This window comes from Vreelandella sp. EE27 (assembly GCF_968206495.1).
Window position 1 is genome coordinate 688,689 of sequence record NZ_OZ309109.1, and the last position, 20,672, is coordinate 709,360.

A 20,672-nucleotide genomic window follows, 5' to 3' on the forward strand; every position below is an offset into this window, starting at 1 on the left:
ATCGTTAGGCCGTATGTGAAAACCTTAATTGACTGGCATTACGCTTGGGCGGGGTTTTAGGGCGACTAAAATACTCATCTACGTCGACTGTCCATACTAACGACTTCACCGGGGCTGCTTTCTTCTGGAAGCTCCATCTGACTCATGTTGGAAGCGACATCAGCTAATGACTTCACTACAATGCCGACCGCCTCGGCCTTCGCAAGCATTTTTTTATCATGCGTCCATAGCTCGTCACCGCCATAGGCTTGAGTCATCGCAATTATCTGCCTGTCAAAGCTGACCTTTTTCTTTGGATCGTCAACGCCCTTCAACTGCTTGAGCTCTGAATTATTGACGAGCTGGGCGCAGTTGATGGCACTGATCGCATCAAAATTGATCAAGTCGAAACATGCCATGCTGTTGATTACTGATAAGTACTCACGATGCAGTTCGTGATCCTCCACCCTGACAAGAATTTCAGATAATGCGGGAGTCGGGATCAGTATGCGATCGGCTTTGGTGTTCATCAGATCAAGTAGGGCTTCTGCTCGCCCTTCTGGATTCTCAATGACCTCGTCCGTACGCGGGCACATCAAGTCGTTGCGGCCACCTGCTTTGAGAATCTGCATGAGTATATTGGCATCAACGACTAGCCGCACGTTAGCTCCTGTTATCCAGTATGTCGGTGTGAACTCCCTTGTCGTTTGGAAGTTTTATACCGCCCAACGCCCTAAGCTTGTTGAAGGCTGACTTGGGGTCAAGGTTTTCGATGACGTCATAGCTGTGAATCACTATCTTACGGAGCTGCCAATCGCCACCGATTTCCATCTGTTCCCACTCGCCTTCTCCATGCGCGTGGATATGCTTGAACAGATCTTTACCAAGGGCAGTAGCGAGGGTCTGATTCGTATCCCCGTAAACGACTTTGCCTTCCATATCCTCTATTCGAACTGGAATGGTATCGTCTTTGCCGCCCACTGAGTACAAACGTCCCTTAACCGAGGAAGCCATCTTTTGAGAGAGCGCACTGCTATGAGCGCTTCTCTTTTTGGAAGGCAAACACACTATCCGAACCTTACCCGCATAAAACTCACCCTCGTAGCCATCTTTTTCAATTTGGCCTAGAAGCTGATTGTAGGGGTCCATGTATTTTCTGGCAGCCTTACCCTCGGAAGCCTGCCTGACATGCTGTAAAGCTTCCTCATAATCGGAATCGTCAACGGCAATTTTCAAACACGCGCAGCCAGGCTCTACTTCGGTAAGGGTTTTGACTTCCTTACCGCCGTAGAGCTTGTCCAGGCAACCGAGATACTTCGACAGGCTTGCCAAGGGCAGCTTGTCTGGATCGGTCCCATGTAGCTTGAGCGTGAGGTGCTTCATCGCGTGTGACTTCTACCGTATGAGTACACTTAAAGTGTCATGCAAAATAGCGCATCCATGCGCCAGACTCAAAGAAATTTTCGGATGCTTTGGATGCGCCTTAAAGGAGCGCATGGACCAAGGCGGCAACGGAGGCAATTACCGTTGCCACCCCTACCAGTAACCTACCCATCGCCAGAATGGTTCCCGCACGATCCGCGCCTTTTTCAGACATACGACCTCCTACGCGCAATCGCGTTTTGCCGCCACTGCGCTTATAATTGCTCATACATCGCCTCCATGCCCTTTCATGGGGAACTGATTAGAAGCCTCGCTGAGTTGGCCCTCAGCGGGGCTTCGCTGTGTTTGGGCATAAAAAAACCCCGGCGCGTGCCAGGGTTCAATTATGTCATCGCCTATCTGATAGGCCCGGGACGTTGAGGCGCCCTTAAGGGTACTCCCGAGAACTTTCAGTCAAAAAGTGGGACATTTTGCACTTGTAAAAAGGGCCCGCGTTTCAAACGAAGCATGCTGTCATCGTTAGGCCTCAGCATAAGGTTGATGGACTATCAGCCGAATTAAGAGAGCGTCCGCCATGTTCGACAGCTGGGCATGAAAAACCCCGCTTGTGCGGGGTTAGTCGTTCAGGGAAGACGTATCGAATTCTCGTGACCAGTAGGCCAAGAGGCTAGCTACGTCCTTTTCACTATACTCATGCATCGCTACACCTTCCCAAAGCAGCACTACATCCTGCCCAGGCATAGTCAGTTCGTAGCCATTCAACAGAAGGAAGCGGTAAACAGCGTCCGCAGCAGTGCGCTTATTGGCATTCAGGAAGGGGTGGTTTTGCACTATCCCAAAGCCTAGGACACTCGCCAGCATTGCTAAATCTTCGGTCTGAGTATAGTAGCGGTGCATGCATGGCTTTTGCTGCGCGCTTTCAAGGCCGCCCTGATCGCAGATACCAAAAGGCTCACCCGGGGTGAGCCTCAACATCTCTTTATTAATTTCGATCAATTCTAGCACGACGAGGTAGCGGATACCGTCGTTGTCAGAGCCACAGCCGCTCATAAAGGCTACACCTTGGCAAGCTCACGATAGGCGCTTTCATACCGCTCCATCGACATTTTGCCCGCTTTTTTTAACTGGGCTTGATGATCGCCAAGGCACGGACGAGCTTTCACGCTTTCACCTTCCTTTCGCGCAGGAATGATCAGGCGTTCTTTTTTCAACAGTGCGGTCATGGCAACCTCCAAATATTCATGTCCATTTGACGAAAAAAACCCGCAACGAGTTCGTTACGGATTTGCAAATGACTTGATAAGGTTACGCAATGGATGCTTTTCAAGCAACCTTTTTGGCGGTTGAAAATTTTGTGTAAATGATCACTTCGAATCAAATACCTTCTACCATCCGAACGTCATGCCAAAAAAATAATAACATGCAATTATTTACGTTTTCACAGCTCATTTTTCACAGTCGCGCAAAAAATAGCATGCTACGATTTTTTTCATTCTTGCGAGCCGTTATGGACTCTTTCTCGGCCGATGTTCGTCGAACCTGGCGTCCCAGCGAGCGGCTCTCCTCGTAGCGTGTTCCCTTGCGTAACGGGATCATCCAGTGGCGCTGCTCGCCGGCCTGCTGCCATGCATGCAGCAGGCCCAGCGAATAAAAACCGCGATCGAACAGCGTGAGCGAGTGATCCGGTGTGCCGGCGATCAGGTCTTCCGTCAGGGCCACTTCACCGGTCGAGACACTGTCAAACGCGGCTCCCGTGAGCAGGTGGCTGGTCACCTCCATCTGGCACACCATGCGCACCTGCGGATAACCGGCCTCGCGCTGCGCGTTACGCGTGCGGGCGAAGGCGGCCTGGTTGTCAGGAGAATCCGGGGTTCGCCAGACGACGCCGTCCACGGCCAGCAGGGTGAGGCCACACCAGTGGGGTTGAGGGGTTTGCGCGTGCCAGAGGGCCTGGGTCTGTTCGAAGACCCGCTTGACCGCGTCGCTGCCCAGGCGCTGACGCGCCTGCACGACGGCGCTGGGGGCCACGAAAGGACGCTTGCCCGGGAGGACGATATCGAGCTGGTTGACCACCTGGCCCATGGGAATATGCCGAAACAGGGCCATGCCCACAATCGACCAGATGACCAGATGACCAGATCCAGCGGCAGGCGCCGCTTGCGAAGGGTCGCCACGCCGGCCTGTTCCAGGCAGGTATCGATAAGCTCGGGTGAAAGGACGTCCGCAAGGCTGGAGAAGTGATCGGGGCTTATACGGGCAATGGCATCGATGGCCTGGCTAAAATGCATAAAAAAGTCCGGTATCAGTCAGTTACTGATACCGGACTATCGCATCGTCAGCGGGTGAATGAAAACCTTAACTGACTGGCATTAACCCCGAAGGGTGGTTTTTTTACGCTGCTTTGCAAGTGGCGCGGTGTGGGGACTACATCAGCGCGTCGCTGACGCCGAGGGCGTAGAAGGCGATCATCGCGATGATACCGGCAAAGGTCAGATAGTAGATCGTCGGCAGGATGGTGATGCGGATCGTTGCGCCCTCGCGCCCCAGAAGCCCGACGGTGGCCGAGGCCGCCACCACGTTGTGAATGGCGATCATGTTACCCGCCGCTGCGCCCACGGCTTGCAGGGCGACCATCATCGCGGTCGATACGCCCAGGCTCTGCGCCACGTTGAACTGGAACTCGGACAGCATCAGGTTCGAGACGGTGTTGGAACCGGCGATGAACGCCCCCAGTGCCCCTACGGCGGGCGCAAAGATCGGGTAGATATCGCCCACGCCGTTGGCCACGGCCTGGGCCATCATGACCGGCATGGAGACCAGGTCCGCCTCGTTGACCCCGGAGTTGATCAGAATCCGCACCATCGGCACGGTGAACACCAGCACGAAACCCGCGCCGAAAATGGTTTTGGTGGACTCGGACACCGCCGCCTTGAGCTGACCGCCGTTCATCTTGTGCAAGAAGTAGGTGATCAATACCACGGCGATGATGATACCGCCGGGCAGGTAAAGGGGCTGGACGCCGCCGCTGACCCCGGTTTCCCCCAGGATGTTGGCCCAGTTCAGGTTGATCGAGGTGAGGGCGGCTTGCAGCGGCTCCACGGTGCGCGAAGCGACCAGGAAAACCGCCAGCAGCACGTAGGGGATCCAGCCTTTAAGCGTGGACATGGGCGCCTGACCCGTCACGTCATCGAGTTTGATCTGCAGCTTACCGATCCACTCGTCCGGCCAGGCACTCGCCTCGGGGAAGTCCCAGGTATCCTTGGGCAGCAAAAAGCCTTTGCGCGCCGCCGGCACCACGATGGCAAGACCGACCATCGCGCCGATCATAGAGGGGAATTCCGGACCGAGGAACACACCCACCAGCATGTAGGGCACCACGAAGGAGATACCCGTGAAGATCGCGAAGGGCGTGATCGACAGGCCCTCTTTCCAGGACTTGTTGGCCCCGAAGAAGCGCACCATCACGGTGACCAGAATCAGCGGCATCAACACGCCGATGATGCCGTGGGTAATGACTACTTCGCTGGTGATCAGCTGAAAGAACACGTCCCAGGAGGAGCCGGCGGCTTCCAGGTCGGCGCTGATGCCGGCGCGGTCCACCCCGGTGCCCACGCCCACGATGATCGGTGTACCCACCGCGCCAAAGGAGACCGGCGTGGACTGCAGCATCATGCCCACCACCACGGCGGCCAGGGCCGGAAAGCCCAGCGCGACCATCAGCGGCGCCGCCACGGCGGCGGGGGTGCCAAAGCCCGAAGCCCCTTCGATAAAGCAGCCAAACAGCCACGCCACGATCAATGCCTGTACGCGACGGTCCGGGCTGATGCCGGAGAAGCCGTTACGAATGGCGGTGATGCCCCCGGAGTGCTTGAGGGTGTTGAGCAGTAAAATCGCCCCGAAGATGATCCACAAAAGCCCCGCGGTCTGGATCAGGCCCTGAAGGGTGGAGGCGGCCACGCGATTGAACGTCATGTCCCAAGCGGTCAGGCCGATAATGGCGGCGGTCAAAAATACGATCGGCATGGCGATCCTGGCGGGTATCTTGAAACCAATCAGCAAAATACCCGCAAGCAGTAGCGGCAAAAACGCCAGTAGCGCAAGTATCGTATCGTTCATTAAACAGCCCCTTAATGGTTAATCGGCGACGCTTTTTGGTTATTTCACGCCCGGTATGTCCGCCACCCGACGCTTTCATCTGCACGATACGGCCAGCTTGGCGTTCTGACTAGATTGGAAAACGGGCCTTGCCGATCAAGCGGGCTCGGTGATGGCTTTAAATGAAACGGCGTGTTTGGCAAGCTTCTGTATTTAAAGAATTTAAGCCGTATGGGCGGTGAGGGGTGCTGCCTCTCTCATTAGACTAATAGATAGTAGTGGCCAAGAGCGGCGGAAAGCGTTTACGGCTTGCCGGAAGCGTGTCCGACGCCCATGCTGGTCGTAGGGTCCCGTCAACATGGCTATTTCAGAGAGGTATACCGATGGATCGCATTGTTTATGATTTGTGTGGGCGCGACGAACGGCTGCGTTTTTCACCCTTTTGCTGGCGGGTGCACATGTCGATGGCCCATAAAGGGCTTGCGTATCGCACCGAACCCTGGCGCTTTCAGGAAAAAGAGAAAATCGCCTTCGCCAACCACGACAAGGTGCCGGTGCTGGTGGATGGCGAAACCGTGGTGACCGATAGCTTCGATATCATGCGCTATCTGGATAAGACCTACCCCGAATCGCCTATTCTGGGGGAAGGGCAGGACTACCAGCGCGCGCTCTTTTTCAAGCTTTTCGTGGAGCGCAGCGTCACCCCCGCGCTTTTTCGTATCGTAGTGATGGACCTGCTCGATGCGATCCATCCGGACGACCGCGATTACTTTCGTCAAAAGCGTGAAGCGAGCTTCAACATGCGTTTCGAAGAGCTGCACAACCCCGAACAGGGACGCGCGCAGCTTGCAAAAGCGCTGGTGCCGGTCAATGCGCTGCTCGAGGAGAGCCCTTTCATCGACGGCCAGGCCCCGGGCGGCGCCGACTATCTACTGTTTGGCAGCATGATGTGGGCCCACGTGGTATCCCGGGAGGCACTGTTCGAAAATGACGCGCCGATCGCCACCTGGTTCGAAAAAATGCTGGGTGTTCATGACGGTATAGCGGGCAAGGCGCCGACCGTTCGCGACGTTTAAAGCCCACGAGCGGGGCGTTTGAAATTTTATGTTGCGCTGCACAAAAAGCACTGCTAGCTTTAGCAGAACAAGGCAATTGCTTTGCTCTCGACCGCCAGGCTACATGCGTGTCGAATCGCTAACTTGCAGGAGGTTACGTGATGGATAGGACCGCAGAAAATACCAAGCAGCAGTTCGAGTCGGCTTTCGTATCGCCGATGCGCTCATACACGCTGGCGGCGCTTGATTACTACGAGCGTCTGGTAAGTGCCCAGATCGACGCAGCGCGCGCTTACTCCGACATGAGTATTTCCCAGGCACGTACCTGGCTTGATGTAAAAGATTCGGACAGCTTCAAGCGTGCAATGCAGACCCAGCAAAAGACCGCTTCTGACTTCGTGGAGCGCGTAAAAGGCGACTCCGAGAAAGTCACCTCGATCGGTCAGGACTTCATGCAGGACAGCCAGAAAATGGCCGAAGAGAATACTCAAAAAGCCGCCGACAACCTGAACAAGTAATCAGGCGTTAGCCGCTTTTCAAGCCGCGCTTTTTAGCGCGGCTTTTTCGTGGGTAAAAGAAACTCAAGAAGCCTCTTCGCTACGCGCCACCAGGCGAAAGCGCGCGATGCGAATGATCTGCTCGACAGCGGTTTGCCGCTCGGCGGCGGGGGTGTTCTCCAGGCGCGTTTCGAACGCCTCGAGAATCGCGTAGCGATCCAGGCCCTTCACCGCGGCCACGAAGGGAAAGCCGAACTTCTCTTTATAGGCGCTATTGAGCGATTCAAAACGGGCAAGTTCCTCTGGTGAGCACTGATCGAGTCCGGCGCCGGCCTGCTCGCTTGTCGACGATGAGGTAAGCTCCCCGGCCAGCGCCGCCTTGCCCGCTAAATCCGGGTGGGCGCGAATCACCTCGATCTGGCGCTCCGGGCTAGCCGCCAGCAGCACCCTGCCCATCGTGTCGGCCAGCGCCGCCGGCGCGTCGTGGGTGGCGTTCAGCCCTTGCTGCCAGGCGCGCTCGGCAATCCAGGGGGAGTGCTCGAAGATGTCGCCATAGTGCGCTACAAAATCATCCCGCCCGCACTGGCTGGGTGCTGGCGTAAGAGGGCGGTAAGCATCGCGGTTAGCATGGGGCACGGCGTCTTCTCCTGGACGTACGTCGAGGGCGTTAGCGTATACAATCGATAGTATCACCCGTAATCTTTGACCAATAGGTCAAACACAACCCCAACAAGGAGACGCTATGGGACGGCTTACCACCCACGTGCTGGATACGGCGAAAGGCCAGCCCGGCGAAGGCATTACCATCGAGGTTTTTCGGCTTTCCGCCGGCTCGCGCGAGCACTTGGGAAGCGTAGTGACCAACGCCGACGGGCGCTGCGACGGCCCGATTTTGGAAGGCGACACGTTTAGTGCCGGCGAGTACGAGCTGGTGTTTCACGCCGGCGACTACCTGCGCACCCGCGGCGTCGAGGCCATCGAGCCGCGCTTTTTGGACGTAATCCCGCTGCGTTTTGGCGTGGCCGACGCCAGCCAGCACTACCACGTACCGCTTTTGCTCTCCCCCTATGGCTATTCGACGTATCGCGGCAGCTAACCCTTAATGCGTGGCTAGCGCAGGACGTTCAACCATTGCAAGGAGAGGGCATGAGCGACGAGGCAACAACGAAACGCCGCACCTTCGAGAAAGAGGGCGAGGCGCGCCATGAAGCGATCTATCGCGCGGTGAGCGACGCTATCGTCGAGCAGCGGCTACCTCCCGGCGCGCGTCTGCGCGAAGACGCGCTATCAGACGTATTCGGCATTAGCCGCACCGGTATTCGCAAGATTCTACAGCGTTTGGCGCTCGAGCAGTTGGTCACGCTCACCCCAAGGCGCGGCGCCAGCGTCACCCGGCCGACCGCGGACGAGGCCAAGGATGTATTCGACGCCCGCCAACTCGTGGAGTGCGGGCTGATGGCGGACATCACCCGGCGCATGGGAGCGAAGGAGGCGGACGAGCTGCGCAGCCTGGCCCATCAAGAGCGCCAGGCCCTGCGAAGCGGCCAGCAGAGCGTAGCGATTCGCCTCTCGGCGGATTTTCACGTGCACCTGGCAAGGCTTTCCGGCAACGCCACTTTGGCCGAGTTCGTCGAGCGGCTCTGCTCGCGCTCCTCGCTGATTCTCGCGGTCTACGGCCACCGCGGCCACCTGGGCTGTGAATCCCACGACCACGACGACTTGATCACCTATCTCGAAGCCGGCAACGCCGCCCGCGCCCAGGCCTTCATGAGCCGCCACCTGAAAGCGATCGAAGCGTCGCTTTCGATGGTGGAAGAGCAGGAAAGCACGCCGGACTTAAAGAAGATATTTGCAGAGCCGCGCTAATATTAAAGACTTAACACTTTAAGAGAGGCGATCACAATGGCTGGGCGGCTTTGATACGTCTTGTCGGCTTCTCAATGGATCGGCGTAACGTCAGTTTGTAGCTCGGCGTGGAGCCACTGGTGAAACGCATCGAAAAGAGCAGGTGCCTCGCGCTCGCTCGTGCGCACCAGATAATGGCTGCGCGGCGCTTTTATCCATTGATCGCTTAAAAGCTGTAGCTTCTGCTCTTCGAGAAGCGAATGGACTTGGGTAGAGCGCCCGAGAATGACGCCCCAGCCCGTGCAGGCGGCTTCTGCCAAAGTGTTAGCGTCCTGCAAATTGACGCCTGTCAGCGCGTTGGGTTTTGTGGCGGCCACCGAACCGTGCCTTTTGCGATGCTGAGAAAACCAGAGCGACCACCAGTCATCCGGATCGTTGAGTAATGGCCACTGGTCGGGTCGGTCTGTTTGAAGTTCGAGGCGCTCGATCAGGGCGGGGTGGGCAACCGGTGCGATCCACTCATCGAAGAGATGCTCGGCGTGCGTATCCGGCCACTCCCCCTGGCCAAAACGCAGCGCCGCCGAGACCTCGCCGCTTTTCAGGTCGGCCAGCGCGCTACTCGTTTCGACCCGGATCACCGCTTCCGGGTGGGCCTGGGTAAAGCGGTGAAGCCGTGGCATGAGCCAGCTCGACGCAAGCCAAGGCATCACGCTGATGGTAAACGGGTGGCGGTCGCCGCTCACCTCATAAAGGGCCTCTTCGATCGCCGCCATATGCCGCTCGACCCGGCTATAAAGCGCTTCGCCTTGCGGTGTGAGCCATACGCCTTGGCTGTGTCGTTTGAGTAACGCAGTGCCCACTTTGTCTTCGAGCGCCTTGAGTCGCAGGCTAACCGCGCCGGTCGTAATACACAGACGTTTGGCGGCACGCGTGAGATTGCCGGTCCTGGCGACAAGCAAAAAGGTTTGCAAATGAACAAGATATTTCATGGCTTTAGCCCGCTTAAAGACGCCTTGAATAAAACTCCATAGAGACGCCCTGGGTATCTCGTTAACCTTTTCTAGAGCATCGACCCGATAGGGTTGCATGTTGCCCTCACCATGAAAAGGTCCCCCGTGTAATGCGCGCCACTCTCTATCTTCTAGCCGTCGTCCTGTTCTTCTCCGGCAATCTGCTGGTCGGCAAGACGGCCACCGAATCACTGCCTCCCTTCGCCCTGGCCACCGCGCGTATGGGTGTGGCGTTAATAGCCGCCACGTGCTGTTTTGGTATGGCCAGTTGGCGTTGGCGACACCGGCTGATCGCTCAGTGGCGAGCCCTTGTGCTCATGGCCGTCATGGGGATGGCGCTTTTCCAAGCGCTCATTTATGCAGCGCTTGCCACCACCAGTGCCAATAATGTGGCCGTGCTCGAAACCGGTATTCCGGTCGCCACGGCCGTCGTCATGGCGCTCATCTTCAGGGAGCGGTTAAGGGGCGCACAGTGGGCCGGTGTGTTGCTCTCCGTAGTGGGGGCTATCTGGGTCGTGACGAAGGGGCAGCCTGCTCAGGCACTCGATAACGCAAGCGTAGGCAGCGCCATCATGGTGCTGGCAATCGCCTGCTGGGTGGTGTACTCCCTGGCGGTCAGGCGTTGGTGGGCAGGGCTACCTATCTATGCAAGCCTACCACCCATGGCGGCGATCGGCGTGCTGGTGCTTTTACCGTTGGCGTGGGTAGAGTATTGGATTATCGAGCCAACCTTGAGCCTGGATAGCGCGACGCTTGGTGCGGTGGTCTATCTCGGCCTTGGGCCCTCGCTGGTTGCGTTCGTCTGCTACAACCGGGCGGTGGCGCTGGTGGGACCTAGTCGGGCGTCGCTGGCGCTCAATTTACTCCCCGTGGCGACCATGCTGCTCGGGTATGCGGTGTTTGGCTACGGCGTCACCTCGGCACAAATCATTGGCAGCGTAATGACCATCACCGGCGTCTGCCTGGTGGTCGCGCCTCGCTTTTGGCCAGCGCGGGGGCGCCTATAAAGCTTGGCAGGCGCAGGGTATACCGCTCATAAACTCCCCAATAAAAAACGCCACCGGGGAGTCCCGATGGCGTTTTTCAAACCGCTGATTTTTTTAGCCTGAGCGCGGCGTTGCCTCAGGTGTTTCGAGAGGTGGTAGCGGGCTCCTCCACTCTGAATCGGCGCATCAGTACGAAGTAAATCAGCCCGCCCAAACCGGCGCCGATTAGCCAGCCGTAGCCATCGAGCCCGGAAAGCGCAGGCACCAGCACGGTGGAAAGCGAGAACAGGGCCGCACCCAAAAACGCGATTAGGGCGCGCTTGTTCCAGCCCTTCACGTAGTAGTAAGCGCCCCCCGGCGCGGAGGAGAAAAGCTCCTGCATGTCCAGGTGCTGGCGCTTGATCAGGTAGTAATCCACCACAATGATGCCGTAGAAGGGCGCGACGATGGCGCCGAGGGCATTCACGAAGCCCGGTACGCCGATCTCACTGATCACCGACACCCACAGCGCGCCAACAAAAAACGCGATAATCGCGGTGATCAAGCCCCCGGTCTTGAAACTGATCTTGCTGGGGAACAGGTTCGCCAGATCATAAGCCGGGGGAATGAAGTTGGCCACCAGGTTGATGCCCACCGTGGCGGCGAAGAAGGTCAGCGCGGCGACGATGGTCAGCGGCAGTGAGTCCACCCGCTCGACGATGTCCGCCGGGTTGGTCAGCGCCTCGCCGAAGAGCACCAGCGTACCGGCGGTGATGATCAGCGCGATGAACGAGAAAAACGCCACGTTCAGCGGCAGGCCCAGCAAATTACCCAGCTTCATCTGACGCTCGGTTTTCACAAAGCGAGTGAAGTCGCCGAAGTTGATCACCACCGCCGCAAAGTAGGCGATCATGGTGCCTACGATGGCGAAAAACGCTGCCACCGCGCTTCCCCCGGGGCTCTCATTGCCGCTAAAAATCGATCCGATAGCGGGCAGCAACTCGTCACCGGCCTGGTACCAGACCACGCCCATCAGCACCAGCATGACCACGTAGACCAGCGGCCCCGCCCAGTTCAAGAAGTGTTTGATGCGCTCGATGCCCTGCCAGAAGATCGCGATCTGAAAGACCCAGACGATCACAAACGACACCCAGGCCACCGGCGAGAGCCCCAGAAACTCACCGCTGCCTTCACCCACGAACGCGGTAATCAAAAGCGCCACCGCCGTCGAGGCGAAGTAGGTCTGCACGCCGTACCAGAATATCCCCACGATGGCGCGCAGCATGGCGGGCAGGTTGGCGCCGCGCACGCCAAGGCTTGCCCGCACCATCACCGGAAAGGGAATGCCGTACTTCACGCTGGGCTTGCCGGTCAGGTTGACCAGAAACATGACGACCACACCGGCCAGAATGATGGCCGCCATCACCGCCCAGCCGTTCAGGCCGTAGGTTAAAAAAAGCGAAGCGGCCAGGGTATAGCCAAACAGGCTCTGAATATCGTTGGACCAGACGTTGAAGATCTCGAACGCCCCCCAACTGCGCGCCTCGGGCTTTAGCGGCGCCAGGTCCTCGTTGTAAAGGCTTGGGTCGATCTGCTTGATATTGAGCTCGGGGGAGAGCGGCTTCTCATTCATTGTATGGTCCTTGGGTCGAGAAGCTGCCGCCCTGGCGGGCGGCAGGGGAACACGTGCTTACTGGTTGAACCGCTGACACACCGGCCAGTACGCCATCAACAGGTAATAAACCACGCCGGCGGGGATAAGGCTTGCGTACCAGGAGACCGCCGAAAAAGAAAGCGCGGCGACGATGCCTACCGCCATGGCGATCAGCGCGGCCAGATTGACGCCTTTATACGGCCCTTGCGGGTCGTAGAGCTTGTCGATATCCAACGTGCGACGGCGAATCACGTAGTAGTCCACCACCAGGATCGCGAAGATCGGGCCGAGAAACGCAGAGTAGGTCTGTACGAACAGCTGAAGACCGGCGGCGGACTCCGGCTGAACCAGCTTCCAGGGGAAGGTGGCAAACGCCAGCAGCCCGACCAGAATCGTCGCCGTGGGAAAGCGCATCTTGAACACGTCCATCAGCACGTAGGTGGGGGGCACCACGTTATTGAGCACGTTGGTGGTCACCTGAGCGAAGGCGATGAACAAAAGAGTGGTCATCAAAAGCGGGGTGTTGTCCACGGCGTTGGCGAACACCTGGATGGGGTCCGCGGTGCCGGTGGCTTCCGACACCATATAGCCGATCAAGCCCATGAACAGGGTGCAGGGCAGAATCGACATGGCGTAAATGGTCGCCAAAAGCCCGCCGCCGGTGCCCTTTTTATGCTCGCGCGCGTAGTCGCTGACGTTGAGCATCATGGTGCTATAAATGCCCAAAAACAGCATGGTCGCGCCCCAGAACGGCATGCCCCAGGAGCCTTCCATAGTGAAAAGGCTGGCCGAGAGCTCGTCGCCATAGCGCTGCACGGTGGCGTAGAACATGTAGGTCAGCGAGCAGAGGATGAAGGCGCTGCCGATGTTCTCCAGCCACTTGATGCCCTGAAACCCGGTCACCGACAGCGCGATCTGCAGAAGCTGAAACGCGATGAAGTAAAACACCAGGTGGTCGAAGCCGAACAGCGTGGCGGACACCATGTTAAGCGCCCCGGCGCCGATCCAGCTTTGAAAGCCGTACCACACCACGGCGGGCACCGCGCGCACGAGCCCCGGAATGCGCGTGCCGGTAAATCCGAAGGCGGATCTGGCCTGTACCATGAAGGGAATGCCGTACTTGTAGCCGGCGGCGCCGTTGATGGCCAGCGCCACGCCGATCACGAAGCAGCCGATGGCGATGGCAAGCGTTGCCTGCAAAAGGTTGAGGGTGCCCACCACGCTCGAGCCCATGGCGAAGGTGCCGATTGACACGCACCCCCCGAACCAGGCCAGAAAGTAGGAGCCGCGCCCCATGATGCGGGTCTGCTGGGGCGCCAGGCTTTCGGCGCCCATTGCCTTGTGGGCAGGGTCGAGCGTGGGCCCTGAGGCCCCTGATTTGGGTTCAGACGTGCTCATCGTACCGTCCTCGCAAGATTTTATCGGCGTTATAGTTTTGCCCGGTGGCCGGGCGACGCTTGCGGCGTGGCGTACTAACGGTGTTTTTAATTGTTGATGTGTTATGGGTTAAATCGAGCGAAATTAGGGTTTGGGCGGCAAACGAAGCTCGGAGAACTCGGCGAATTTCCCGGTGAAGGGTTTCGGACGCGGGTAATCCAGGTCGCCGTGCTTGCTGGTCGTCAGGTTCAAACTCACCAGCGACTCGGCCAGTTTCAAGGCGGCACTGACGCCTTCGACCACCGGCAGGCCCACTTGCTGGCTAATCGCCTGGGTCAGGTTCGCCATACCGCCGCAACCCAGTACGATCGCGCCGATACCGTCTTCGTCCCGGGCTCGGCAGCACTCTTCGACAATACGCTTGAAGGCCGCATCCGGGTCGTGCTCCAGGTCCAGCACCGGAATTTCCGCCGCGCGAATACGCCGACAGTGGTGGCGAAAGCCGTACTGCTCCAGCAGGTGCTCGGCGATGATGCCGGTACGGCCAAGAGTGGTGACGATCGAAAAGCGCGTGCTGATCAGCGTGGCCAGGTGAAAACCGGCTTCGGCAATGCCGATGACCGGCTTGGCGGTCAGCTCCCGGGCGGCCAGAAGCCCCGGGTCGCCAAAGCAGGCGACGATGTAGGCGTCGATACCGCCTTCGCGCTCGCCCTTGAGCACCTCTTCGGCCACGCCTACCGCGCTAATGGCCTCGTCGAAGTGGCTTTCGATCGAGACCGGGCCGGACTCGGGCTGCGTCGCGCTCAGCGTCGTGTCCGCGCCTTTGAGCGCCTGCGCGGCCCGTTGAATCGCCTGGGTCATCGAAGCGGTAGTATTGGGATTGATGATGCGTATATGCACGTTGAGCGGCTCGCAGGTAAACGTTAACGGGAGTCTTGTATACGAAAATAGGGCGGTTTAAAGCCCGGCGCAACCCCTTTGGCGTCGAACCCTGGCCAAACACGTAGGCGCCGCTGAGCGGCGCTTACTGGCAACTTAAAACCAGGTCGCCAGGCGCAGCGGCGGCGTCGAAGCTTATCGTTTCGCGCGTTGCGGTGCGGCTTTGAAATCGTATACCTTGTATACAAAGAGAATGAATCGACAAACGACGGGGAAACGCCATGGCGGCTGACAATGAACAAACCGAAAGCTTTTATCCGCGGGATTTGATCGGCTACGGCCGGACGCCGCCCCACGCCAACTGGCCCGGCAACGCGAAAATCGCCGTTCAGTTCGTGCTTAATTACGAAGAGGGCGGGGAGAACTCCGTGCTGCACGGCGACGTCGGCTCGGAGCAGTTTCTATCCGAGATCATTGGCGCCGCCAGCTACAGTGACCGCCATCTGAGTATGGAGTCGATCTACGAGTACGGCTCCCGCACCGGGGTGTGGCGAATTCTGCGCGAGTTCGAGCGTCGCGGCCTGCCGCTAACCGTATTTGGCGTGGCCATGGCTTTGGAGCGCAATCCGGACGTCGCCCAGGCGTTCAAGGAGCTGGGCCACGAAATCGCCTGCCACGGCTACCGCTGGATTCACTACCAGGAAGTCCCCGAGCACATCGAGCGCGACCACCTGCAAAAAGCCGTGGCGATCTTCGAGCGTCTTTACGGCGAGAAGCCCGAAGGGTGGTATACCGGGCGCGACAGCCCCAACACCCGGCGTCTGATTGCTGAGGAAGGCGGCTTTTTGTACGACAGCGACTACTACGGCGACGACTTGCCCTTCTGGACGCGGGTCACCGACCGCCAGGGCTGCGATCACAACCACTTGATCGTGCCCTATACGCTGGACACCAACGACATGCGCTTCGCCTCGCCACAAGGCTTCAACACCTCGGATCACTTCTACAACTACCTGCGCGACGCCTTTGATGTACTCTACGCCGAAGGCGAAGAGGCGCCGAAGATGCTCTCGATCGGCATGCACTGCCGCCTGCTCGGCCGCCCGGGGCGCTTTCGCGCGCTGCAGCGCTTTTTGGATTACATCGAAACTTTTGATCGCGTATGGGTCGCCCGGCGTATCGACATCGCCCGCCACTGGGCCGAACACCATCCTGCGCCGACTCTTTAAAAGGTGACTGCCATGACGACACCCCGTTATTACGCCCCTAAAGGCGGCCATCCGCCGCAAACCCAGCTGACCGCCGACCGCGCGGTGTTTACCGAGGCCTATGCGCTGATTCCCAAGGGCGTGATGCGCGATATCGTGACCAGCAACCTGCCGTTTTGGCAGGGCACCCGAGCCTGGGTGCTGGCGCGGCCGCTGTCGGGTTTTGCCGAGACGTTTTCCCAGTACATCATGGAAGTGCAGCCAGGCGGTGGCAGCGACAAACCCGAGCCGGAAGCGGATGCAGAAGGCGTGCTGTTCGTCGTCGAAGGGGAGTTGACGCTGACCCTCGACGGGGTGCGCCACACCCTGGCGCCGGGCGGCTATGCGTTCATCCCGCCAGGCTGTGAATGGCGGGCGGGTAACGACAGCGGCGAGCCGGTGCGCTTTCACTGGATTCGCAAGGCGTTCGAGTTCGTCGAAGGGCTCGAGGTGCCGGAAGCCTTCGTCACCAACGAGCAGGCCATTACGCCCTTTGAGATGCCCGGTACCGAGGGGCGCTGGTCGACCACCCGTTTTGTCGACCCTTCTGATGTGCGCCACGACATGCACGTGACCATCGTCAACTTCCAGCCCGGCGGCGTCATTCCCTTCGATGAAACCCACGTCATGGAGCATGGCCTGTACGTGCTGGAAGGCAAGGCGGTGTATCACCTTAACCAGCAGTGGGTGGAGGTCGAAGCGGGGGATTTCATGTGGCTGCGCGCCTTCTGCCCCCAGGCCTGCTACGCCGGCGGCCCGGGGCCGTTTCGCTACCTGCTCTACAAGGACGTCAACCGCCACGCGAAGCTCAAGCTTTTCCGCTAACGGGCTTTTTGCTGCCAGAACGTTGCTTTCAAAACGTTGTTGCCAAAACCTTGTGGTCAAAACAAAGGAGCCGCCATGCTAACCCTGACCGCGACGCCCCTCACCGCCGAGGCTTTTCGCCCCTTTGGGGAGGTCATCGACGCGCGCGCATCAAAATCCTTTCCCATCAACGCCGGGCGCACCCAGCGCCACCACGATCTGGCGAAGGTCGAGACCCTGGGCGAAAGCGCCCATACGCTGATCAACATCTTCGTCAGCCAGCCGGTCACACTTCCGCTGGAACTTACCTTTTTGGAGCGCCACCCCCAGGGCAGCCAGGCCTTCATGCCGCTGCACGGCGAGCGCTTCATCGTGGTAGTCGCGCCCGCCGGCGAGACGATCGACGAAGGCGCGGTGCGCGCCTTCGTCACCGACGGCCGCCAGGGCGTGAACTACGCCGCGGGCACCTGGCATGCGATCAATTCGGTCCTTGAGCGTGAAGGGGAGTTTTTGGTGGTCGACCGCGGCGGCGAGGGTAATAACTGCGACGAATATCCGCTCGCGATCACGGTCACCCTCGACGACTAACGACGCAACCCTTTGTTCGTCACATTATTTTGCTAAGCTGATAGCCCACTTCCCGACCGATCGAGAACGCCATGAGCCAGTACACCGCTACCCCGATTCGCCGTACCAAAATCGTCGCCACGCTAGGTCCCGCCAGTGACCGGGAGGGCGTACTGGAAGCCATGTTGAAGGCGGGGGTGGATGTGGTGCGCCTCAACTTCTCCCACGGCACTGCGGACGATCACCGCCAGCGCCTGGCGCGGGTGCGCGAAATCGCCGACAAGCTCGGGCGCAGCGTAGCCGCACTTGGCGACCTGCAGGGGCCCAAGATTCGCGTTGCGCGCTTTAAAGAGGGCGCGGTGGTGCTCCAGGAAGGCAAGCCCTTCGTGCTCGATATGGCGCTGGACAGCGACGCCGGCGACATCGACAAGGTCGGCTGCGAATACAAAACGCTTGCTCAGGACGTGGTGGCCGGCGACCGGCTGCTGCTCGACGACGGCCGGGTCGTGCTCGATGTCACCCGTGTCGAAGGCCAGCAGGTTCACACCCAGGTGGTGGTCGGCGGCAAGCTCTCCAATCACAAGGGCATCAACAAGCAGGGCGGCGGGCTTTCGGCCCCGGCGCTGACCGACAAGGACAAGGAAGATCTCAAGACCGCCGTCGAGATCGGCGTGGACTACCTGGCGATCTCGTTTCCTCGCTCGGCGGCGGACATGCAGGAAGCCCGGCGCTTATTGGGTGAAGAAGGCGCCGAGATCGGCCTGGTCGCCAAGGTCGAACGCGCCGAAGCGGTGGCCGATGAGGCCACCCTCGACGGCATCATCGAAGCCTCACAAGCGGTGATGGTGGCGCGGGGGGATCTCGGCGTTGAGATCGGCGACGCCAAGCTCGTCGGCGTGCAAAAGCGCATGATCAAGCGTGCGCGTACGCTCAACCGCGCGGTGATTACTGCCACCCAAATGATGGAGAGCATGATTTCGGCGCCGCTACCCACCCGCGCCGAGGTGTTCGACGTGGCCAACGCAGTGCTCGACGGCAGCGACGCGGTGATGCTTTCCGCCGAAACCGCCGCCGGCGACTACCCGGTCGAAACCGTCGAGGCGATGAACCGGGTGTGCCTGGGGGCCGAGCGCGAGCGCCTGATTCAGGAGTCCGGCCACCGCATTCACGAAGGCTTTGCCCGTCCGGACGAAACCATTGCGCTCTCGGCGATGTACGCCGCTAACCACATGGAAGGCGTGGCCGCGATTGCCTGTATGACCTCGTCGGGTTATACGCCCTTGATCGCCTCGCGCATAAGCTCGGGTCTGCCCATCGTCGGTCTTGCCCACACGCCCATCGCCCAGCGGCGCATGGCGCTTTACCGGGGCGTGGTCTCGCTGCCCTTCGATACCAGCGAGATGAGCCCCACCGAGCTCAACGACCGGGCGATGGATGTATTGGTCAAGCAGGGCGTGGCCAAGCCGGGGGATCACGTGATTCTGACCCGGGGCGATCACATGAATGCCCACGGCGGTACCAACACCATGAAAGTAGTGTCGATTACCGACGAGCACGCCAGCGCCTGACCGAGGAAACCGCCATGAACGTATCGCGTCGCCAACTCATCAAGACCGCGGTTGCCGCTTCGCTGCTGGCAAGCGTCGCTTCACCGCTGTTAAACGCCTTTGCCGAACCAAAAGCCGAGGACCCCACCGCGTCCACGTTGCCGCTGACCCTTCACACCGAGCAGGGCCCGCACCGCCTCGACGTGGAGGTAGCCGAAACGCTCTCCCAGCGCCAGCAGGGTTTGATGGGCCGCGAACACCTGGCCGAAGAGCGCGGGATGCTGTTCCGCTTTGAAAACGAACAGCCCGCCAATAACGCTTTTTGGATGTATAACACCTTGATCGCGCTGGATATCGCCTTCATCGACGACGAAGGCCGAATCGTTGCGATCACGACCATGCCCCCCTGCGAGGCGGACAGCGCCCAGGAATGCCCCACCTACCCGGCGGGCGCGGCGTACTACTCCGCCCTCGAGGTGAACGCCGGTTATTTCAAAGAGCGCGGGGTTCAGGTGGGCGACTGCGTCTCGGTACCGGCGCTGGCCGGGTTTTGCCGGCCCGAGTAATTCCCTGCCCGGCGTACGCCGAAAGTCGAGCCTGTAAAGCGGGCCGGCCACCTATCTTTCGATTTTCAAACCCATAAAATAGAAGCAGGCGGCCGCTCGAGCGGCCGCCTGCGTTTCTATCGTACTGCCATAAATTTATAATAAGGATGACCCCTATGACGCTGACTCGCTCGATCGCCCCGCTGGCCGCCGGTTTGATGGGGGCGGCACTTTTAAGCACCGCCTTCAGCGCCCAGGCCCGGGAACTCTCGGTGTCTACCGTGCTGTCCGACGCCTTCCCCTGGGGCCAGGCCGCCGAAAAGTGGGCCGAACTTCTGGAAGAGCGCAGCGAGGGGGAGCTCACCCTGCGCGTTTACCCCAATTCGCAACTGGTGTCGGGAGACCAAACCCGCGAATTTTCCGCCATGCGCTCGGGGCTGATCGACGCCGCGGTGGGTTCGACCATCAACTGGTCCCCCCAGGTGCCGGCACTCAATATGTTCTCGCTGCCGTTTTTCATCCCGGATACCGAGGCCGTGGACGCCGTCACCCAGGGCGCGGCGGGCGACATGGTCTTCGAGGCGATCGAATCCCGCGGCGTGGTGCCGCTGGCCTGGGCCGAAAACGGTTTTCGCCAGATTTCCAACTCGAGCGGCCCGATTAGCTCACCCCAGGATCTGGAGGGGCTGAAAATTCGCGTGGTGGGCTCGCCGCTTTTCCAGGATACCTTTAATGCCCTGGGCGCCGACCCGACCCAGATGAGCTGGACCGATGCCCAGCCCGCGCTCACCACCGGCGCGGTGGATGGCCAGGAGAACCCGATGTCGGTGTTCGACGTGGCGCGCATCGACCAGGCCGGCCAGGCATACCTGACGCTCTGGAACTACATGAACGATCCGCTGATCTTCGCCGTGAGCCAACCGGTTTGGAACTCGCTGGACGAGGAGGAACAAACCATGCTGCGCGAAACCGCCGAAGAAGCCGGCGCCTGGGAAATCGACATGACCCGCGAGCAGCAAAGTGAGCGGTTGGCGGCGATCGAGGAGCGTGGCGTCACCGTCACCGAGCTAAGCGAGGCCGAGTACCAGGCGTTCGCCGACGCGACCCAGGCCGTTTATGACAAATGGGCGCCGCGTATCGGTGAAGAACTGCTCGAGGCCGCCAGGTCGTCGATGGACGAGCGCTGAACGCCCTTGATACTCCTTCCCCGACCGGCTTTGGGC

21 protein-coding genes and 1 pseudogene are annotated in these 20,672 nt (G+C 59.6%); 11 read left to right on the plus strand and 11 right to left on the minus strand.

The genetic code is table 11. From position 1 onward, the window contains the following. Positions 1 to 74 precede the first annotated feature (74 nt). The 6 genes and pseudogenes from ACWHVV_RS03315 to ACWHVV_RS03340 form a co-directional block, all read right to left on the minus strand. Positions 75 to 641: a hypothetical protein gene (locus ACWHVV_RS03315; RefSeq protein ID WP_447928061.1), complete on the minus strand. Its 567-nt coding sequence runs from the start codon at positions 639 to 641 to the stop codon at positions 75 to 77. Position 642: 1 nt separating this feature from the next. Further along, a complete protein-coding gene (locus ACWHVV_RS03320) occupies positions 643 to 1,362 on the minus strand; it encodes a hypothetical protein (RefSeq protein WP_447928062.1) in 720 nt (239 codons plus the stop codon). Between the two features lie 615 nt (positions 1,363 to 1,977). Beyond that, a complete protein-coding gene (locus tag ACWHVV_RS03325; RefSeq protein ID WP_447928063.1) occupies positions 1,978 to 2,412 on the minus strand; it encodes a type II toxin-antitoxin system death-on-curing family toxin in 435 nt (144 codons plus the stop codon). Positions 2,413 to 2,417: 5 nt separating this feature from the next. Next, on the minus strand, positions 2,418 to 2,585 hold the full coding sequence (locus ACWHVV_RS03330) for a hypothetical protein (protein ID WP_447928064.1): 168 nt from the start codon (positions 2,583 to 2,585) through the stop codon (positions 2,418 to 2,420). 229 nt (positions 2,586 to 2,814) lie between these two features. Next, positions 2,815 to 3,650: pseudogene (locus ACWHVV_RS03335) on the minus strand (IS4 family transposase). A 136-nt stretch (positions 3,651 to 3,786) separates the two neighbouring features. Beyond that, positions 3,787 to 5,478 (minus strand): L-lactate permease, encoded by a 1,692-nt coding sequence (locus ACWHVV_RS03340; RefSeq protein WP_447928065.1) that lies wholly within the window; start codon positions 5,476 to 5,478, stop codon positions 3,787 to 3,789. Positions 5,479 to 5,840: 362 nt separating this feature from the next. On the opposite strand from ACWHVV_RS03340, the gene ACWHVV_RS03345 reads away from it, so the two are divergent. Further along, positions 5,841 to 6,533, plus strand: coding sequence for a glutathione S-transferase N-terminal domain-containing protein (locus ACWHVV_RS03345; protein ID WP_447928066.1), 693 nt, complete (start codon positions 5,841 to 5,843; stop codon positions 6,531 to 6,533). A 140-nt stretch (positions 6,534 to 6,673) separates the two neighbouring features. Then, positions 6,674 to 7,030 (plus strand): phasin family protein, encoded by a 357-nt coding sequence (locus ACWHVV_RS03350; protein WP_447928067.1) that lies wholly within the window; start codon positions 6,674 to 6,676, stop codon positions 7,028 to 7,030. Between the two features lie 63 nt (positions 7,031 to 7,093). Here ACWHVV_RS03350 and uraD read toward each other — a convergent pair whose 3' ends face one another. Further along, positions 7,094 to 7,645: a 2-oxo-4-hydroxy-4-carboxy-5-ureidoimidazoline decarboxylase gene (gene uraD / locus ACWHVV_RS03355; RefSeq protein WP_447928068.1), complete on the minus strand. Its 552-nt coding sequence runs from the start codon at positions 7,643 to 7,645 to the stop codon at positions 7,094 to 7,096. A gap of 106 nt (positions 7,646 to 7,751) precedes the next feature. Here uraD and uraH point away from each other — a divergent pair, with 106 nt between their 5' ends. Together uraH and ACWHVV_RS03365 are read left to right on the plus strand one after the other, a co-directional pair. Then, on the plus strand, positions 7,752 to 8,105 hold the full coding sequence (gene uraH / locus ACWHVV_RS03360; RefSeq protein ID WP_447928069.1) for a hydroxyisourate hydrolase: 354 nt from the start codon (positions 7,752 to 7,754) through the stop codon (positions 8,103 to 8,105). A gap of 50 nt (positions 8,106 to 8,155) precedes the next feature. Further along, entirely contained in the window at positions 8,156 to 8,875 is a 720-nt protein-coding gene (locus tag ACWHVV_RS03365; protein WP_447928070.1) for a GntR family transcriptional regulator, read from the plus strand. 71 nt (positions 8,876 to 8,946) lie between these two features. Here the strand turns inward: ACWHVV_RS03365 and ACWHVV_RS03370 are convergent, their stop codons facing one another. Continuing rightward, on the minus strand, positions 8,947 to 9,843 hold the full coding sequence (locus ACWHVV_RS03370; RefSeq protein ID WP_447928071.1) for a LysR substrate-binding domain-containing protein: 897 nt from the start codon (positions 9,841 to 9,843) through the stop codon (positions 8,947 to 8,949). Between the two features lie 131 nt (positions 9,844 to 9,974). Here ACWHVV_RS03370 and ACWHVV_RS03375 point away from each other — a divergent pair, with 131 nt between their 5' ends. After that, entirely contained in the window at positions 9,975 to 10,871 is an 897-nt protein-coding gene (locus tag ACWHVV_RS03375) for a DMT family transporter (RefSeq protein ID WP_447928072.1), read from the plus strand. Positions 10,872 to 10,986: 115 nt separating this feature from the next. Here ACWHVV_RS03375 and ACWHVV_RS03380 read toward each other — a convergent pair whose 3' ends face one another. The 3 genes from ACWHVV_RS03380 to ACWHVV_RS03390 form a co-directional block, all read right to left on the minus strand. Then, entirely contained in the window at positions 10,987 to 12,462 is a 1,476-nt protein-coding gene (locus tag ACWHVV_RS03380; RefSeq protein ID WP_447928073.1) for an NCS1 family nucleobase:cation symporter-1, read from the minus strand. 57 nt (positions 12,463 to 12,519) lie between these two features. Further along, positions 12,520 to 13,881 (minus strand): NCS1 family transporter, encoded by a 1,362-nt coding sequence (locus tag ACWHVV_RS03385; protein WP_447928074.1) that lies wholly within the window; start codon positions 13,879 to 13,881, stop codon positions 12,520 to 12,522. 123 nt (positions 13,882 to 14,004) lie between these two features. Then, positions 14,005 to 14,760, minus strand: coding sequence for an aspartate/glutamate racemase family protein (locus ACWHVV_RS03390; RefSeq protein WP_447928075.1), 756 nt, complete (start codon positions 14,758 to 14,760; stop codon positions 14,005 to 14,007). A gap of 260 nt (positions 14,761 to 15,020) precedes the next feature. Here ACWHVV_RS03390 and puuE point away from each other — a divergent pair, with 260 nt between their 5' ends. The 6 genes from puuE to ACWHVV_RS03420 all read left to right on the plus strand — a co-directional run bounded on the left by puuE (position 15,021) and on the right by ACWHVV_RS03420 (position 20,636). Then, on the plus strand, positions 15,021 to 15,968 hold the full coding sequence (gene puuE / locus ACWHVV_RS03395) for an allantoinase PuuE (RefSeq protein ID WP_447895214.1): 948 nt from the start codon (positions 15,021 to 15,023) through the stop codon (positions 15,966 to 15,968). 12 nt (positions 15,969 to 15,980) lie between these two features. Then, the gene (locus tag ACWHVV_RS03400; RefSeq protein ID WP_447928076.1) at positions 15,981 to 16,811 is read left to right on the plus strand and encodes a bifunctional allantoicase/(S)-ureidoglycine aminohydrolase; all 831 of its coding nucleotides are present in this window, start codon (positions 15,981 to 15,983) and stop codon (positions 16,809 to 16,811) included. A 75-nt stretch (positions 16,812 to 16,886) separates the two neighbouring features. Further along, on the plus strand, positions 16,887 to 17,378 hold the full coding sequence (locus ACWHVV_RS03405; protein ID WP_447527858.1) for an ureidoglycolate lyase: 492 nt from the start codon (positions 16,887 to 16,889) through the stop codon (positions 17,376 to 17,378). Positions 17,379 to 17,449: 71 nt separating this feature from the next. Next, a complete protein-coding gene (gene pyk / locus ACWHVV_RS03410) occupies positions 17,450 to 18,925 on the plus strand; it encodes a pyruvate kinase (RefSeq protein ID WP_447928077.1) in 1,476 nt (491 codons plus the stop codon). Between the two features lie 14 nt (positions 18,926 to 18,939). Then, positions 18,940 to 19,470 carry a DUF192 domain-containing protein gene (locus ACWHVV_RS03415; RefSeq protein WP_447928078.1) on the plus strand — a complete coding sequence of 177 codons (531 nt, stop codon included), beginning with the start codon at positions 18,940 to 18,942 and terminating at the stop codon, positions 19,468 to 19,470. Between the two features lie 155 nt (positions 19,471 to 19,625). Beyond that, positions 19,626 to 20,636, plus strand: coding sequence for a DctP family TRAP transporter solute-binding subunit (locus ACWHVV_RS03420; protein ID WP_447928079.1), 1,011 nt, complete (start codon positions 19,626 to 19,628; stop codon positions 20,634 to 20,636). Positions 20,637 to 20,672: the final 36 nt, after the last annotated feature.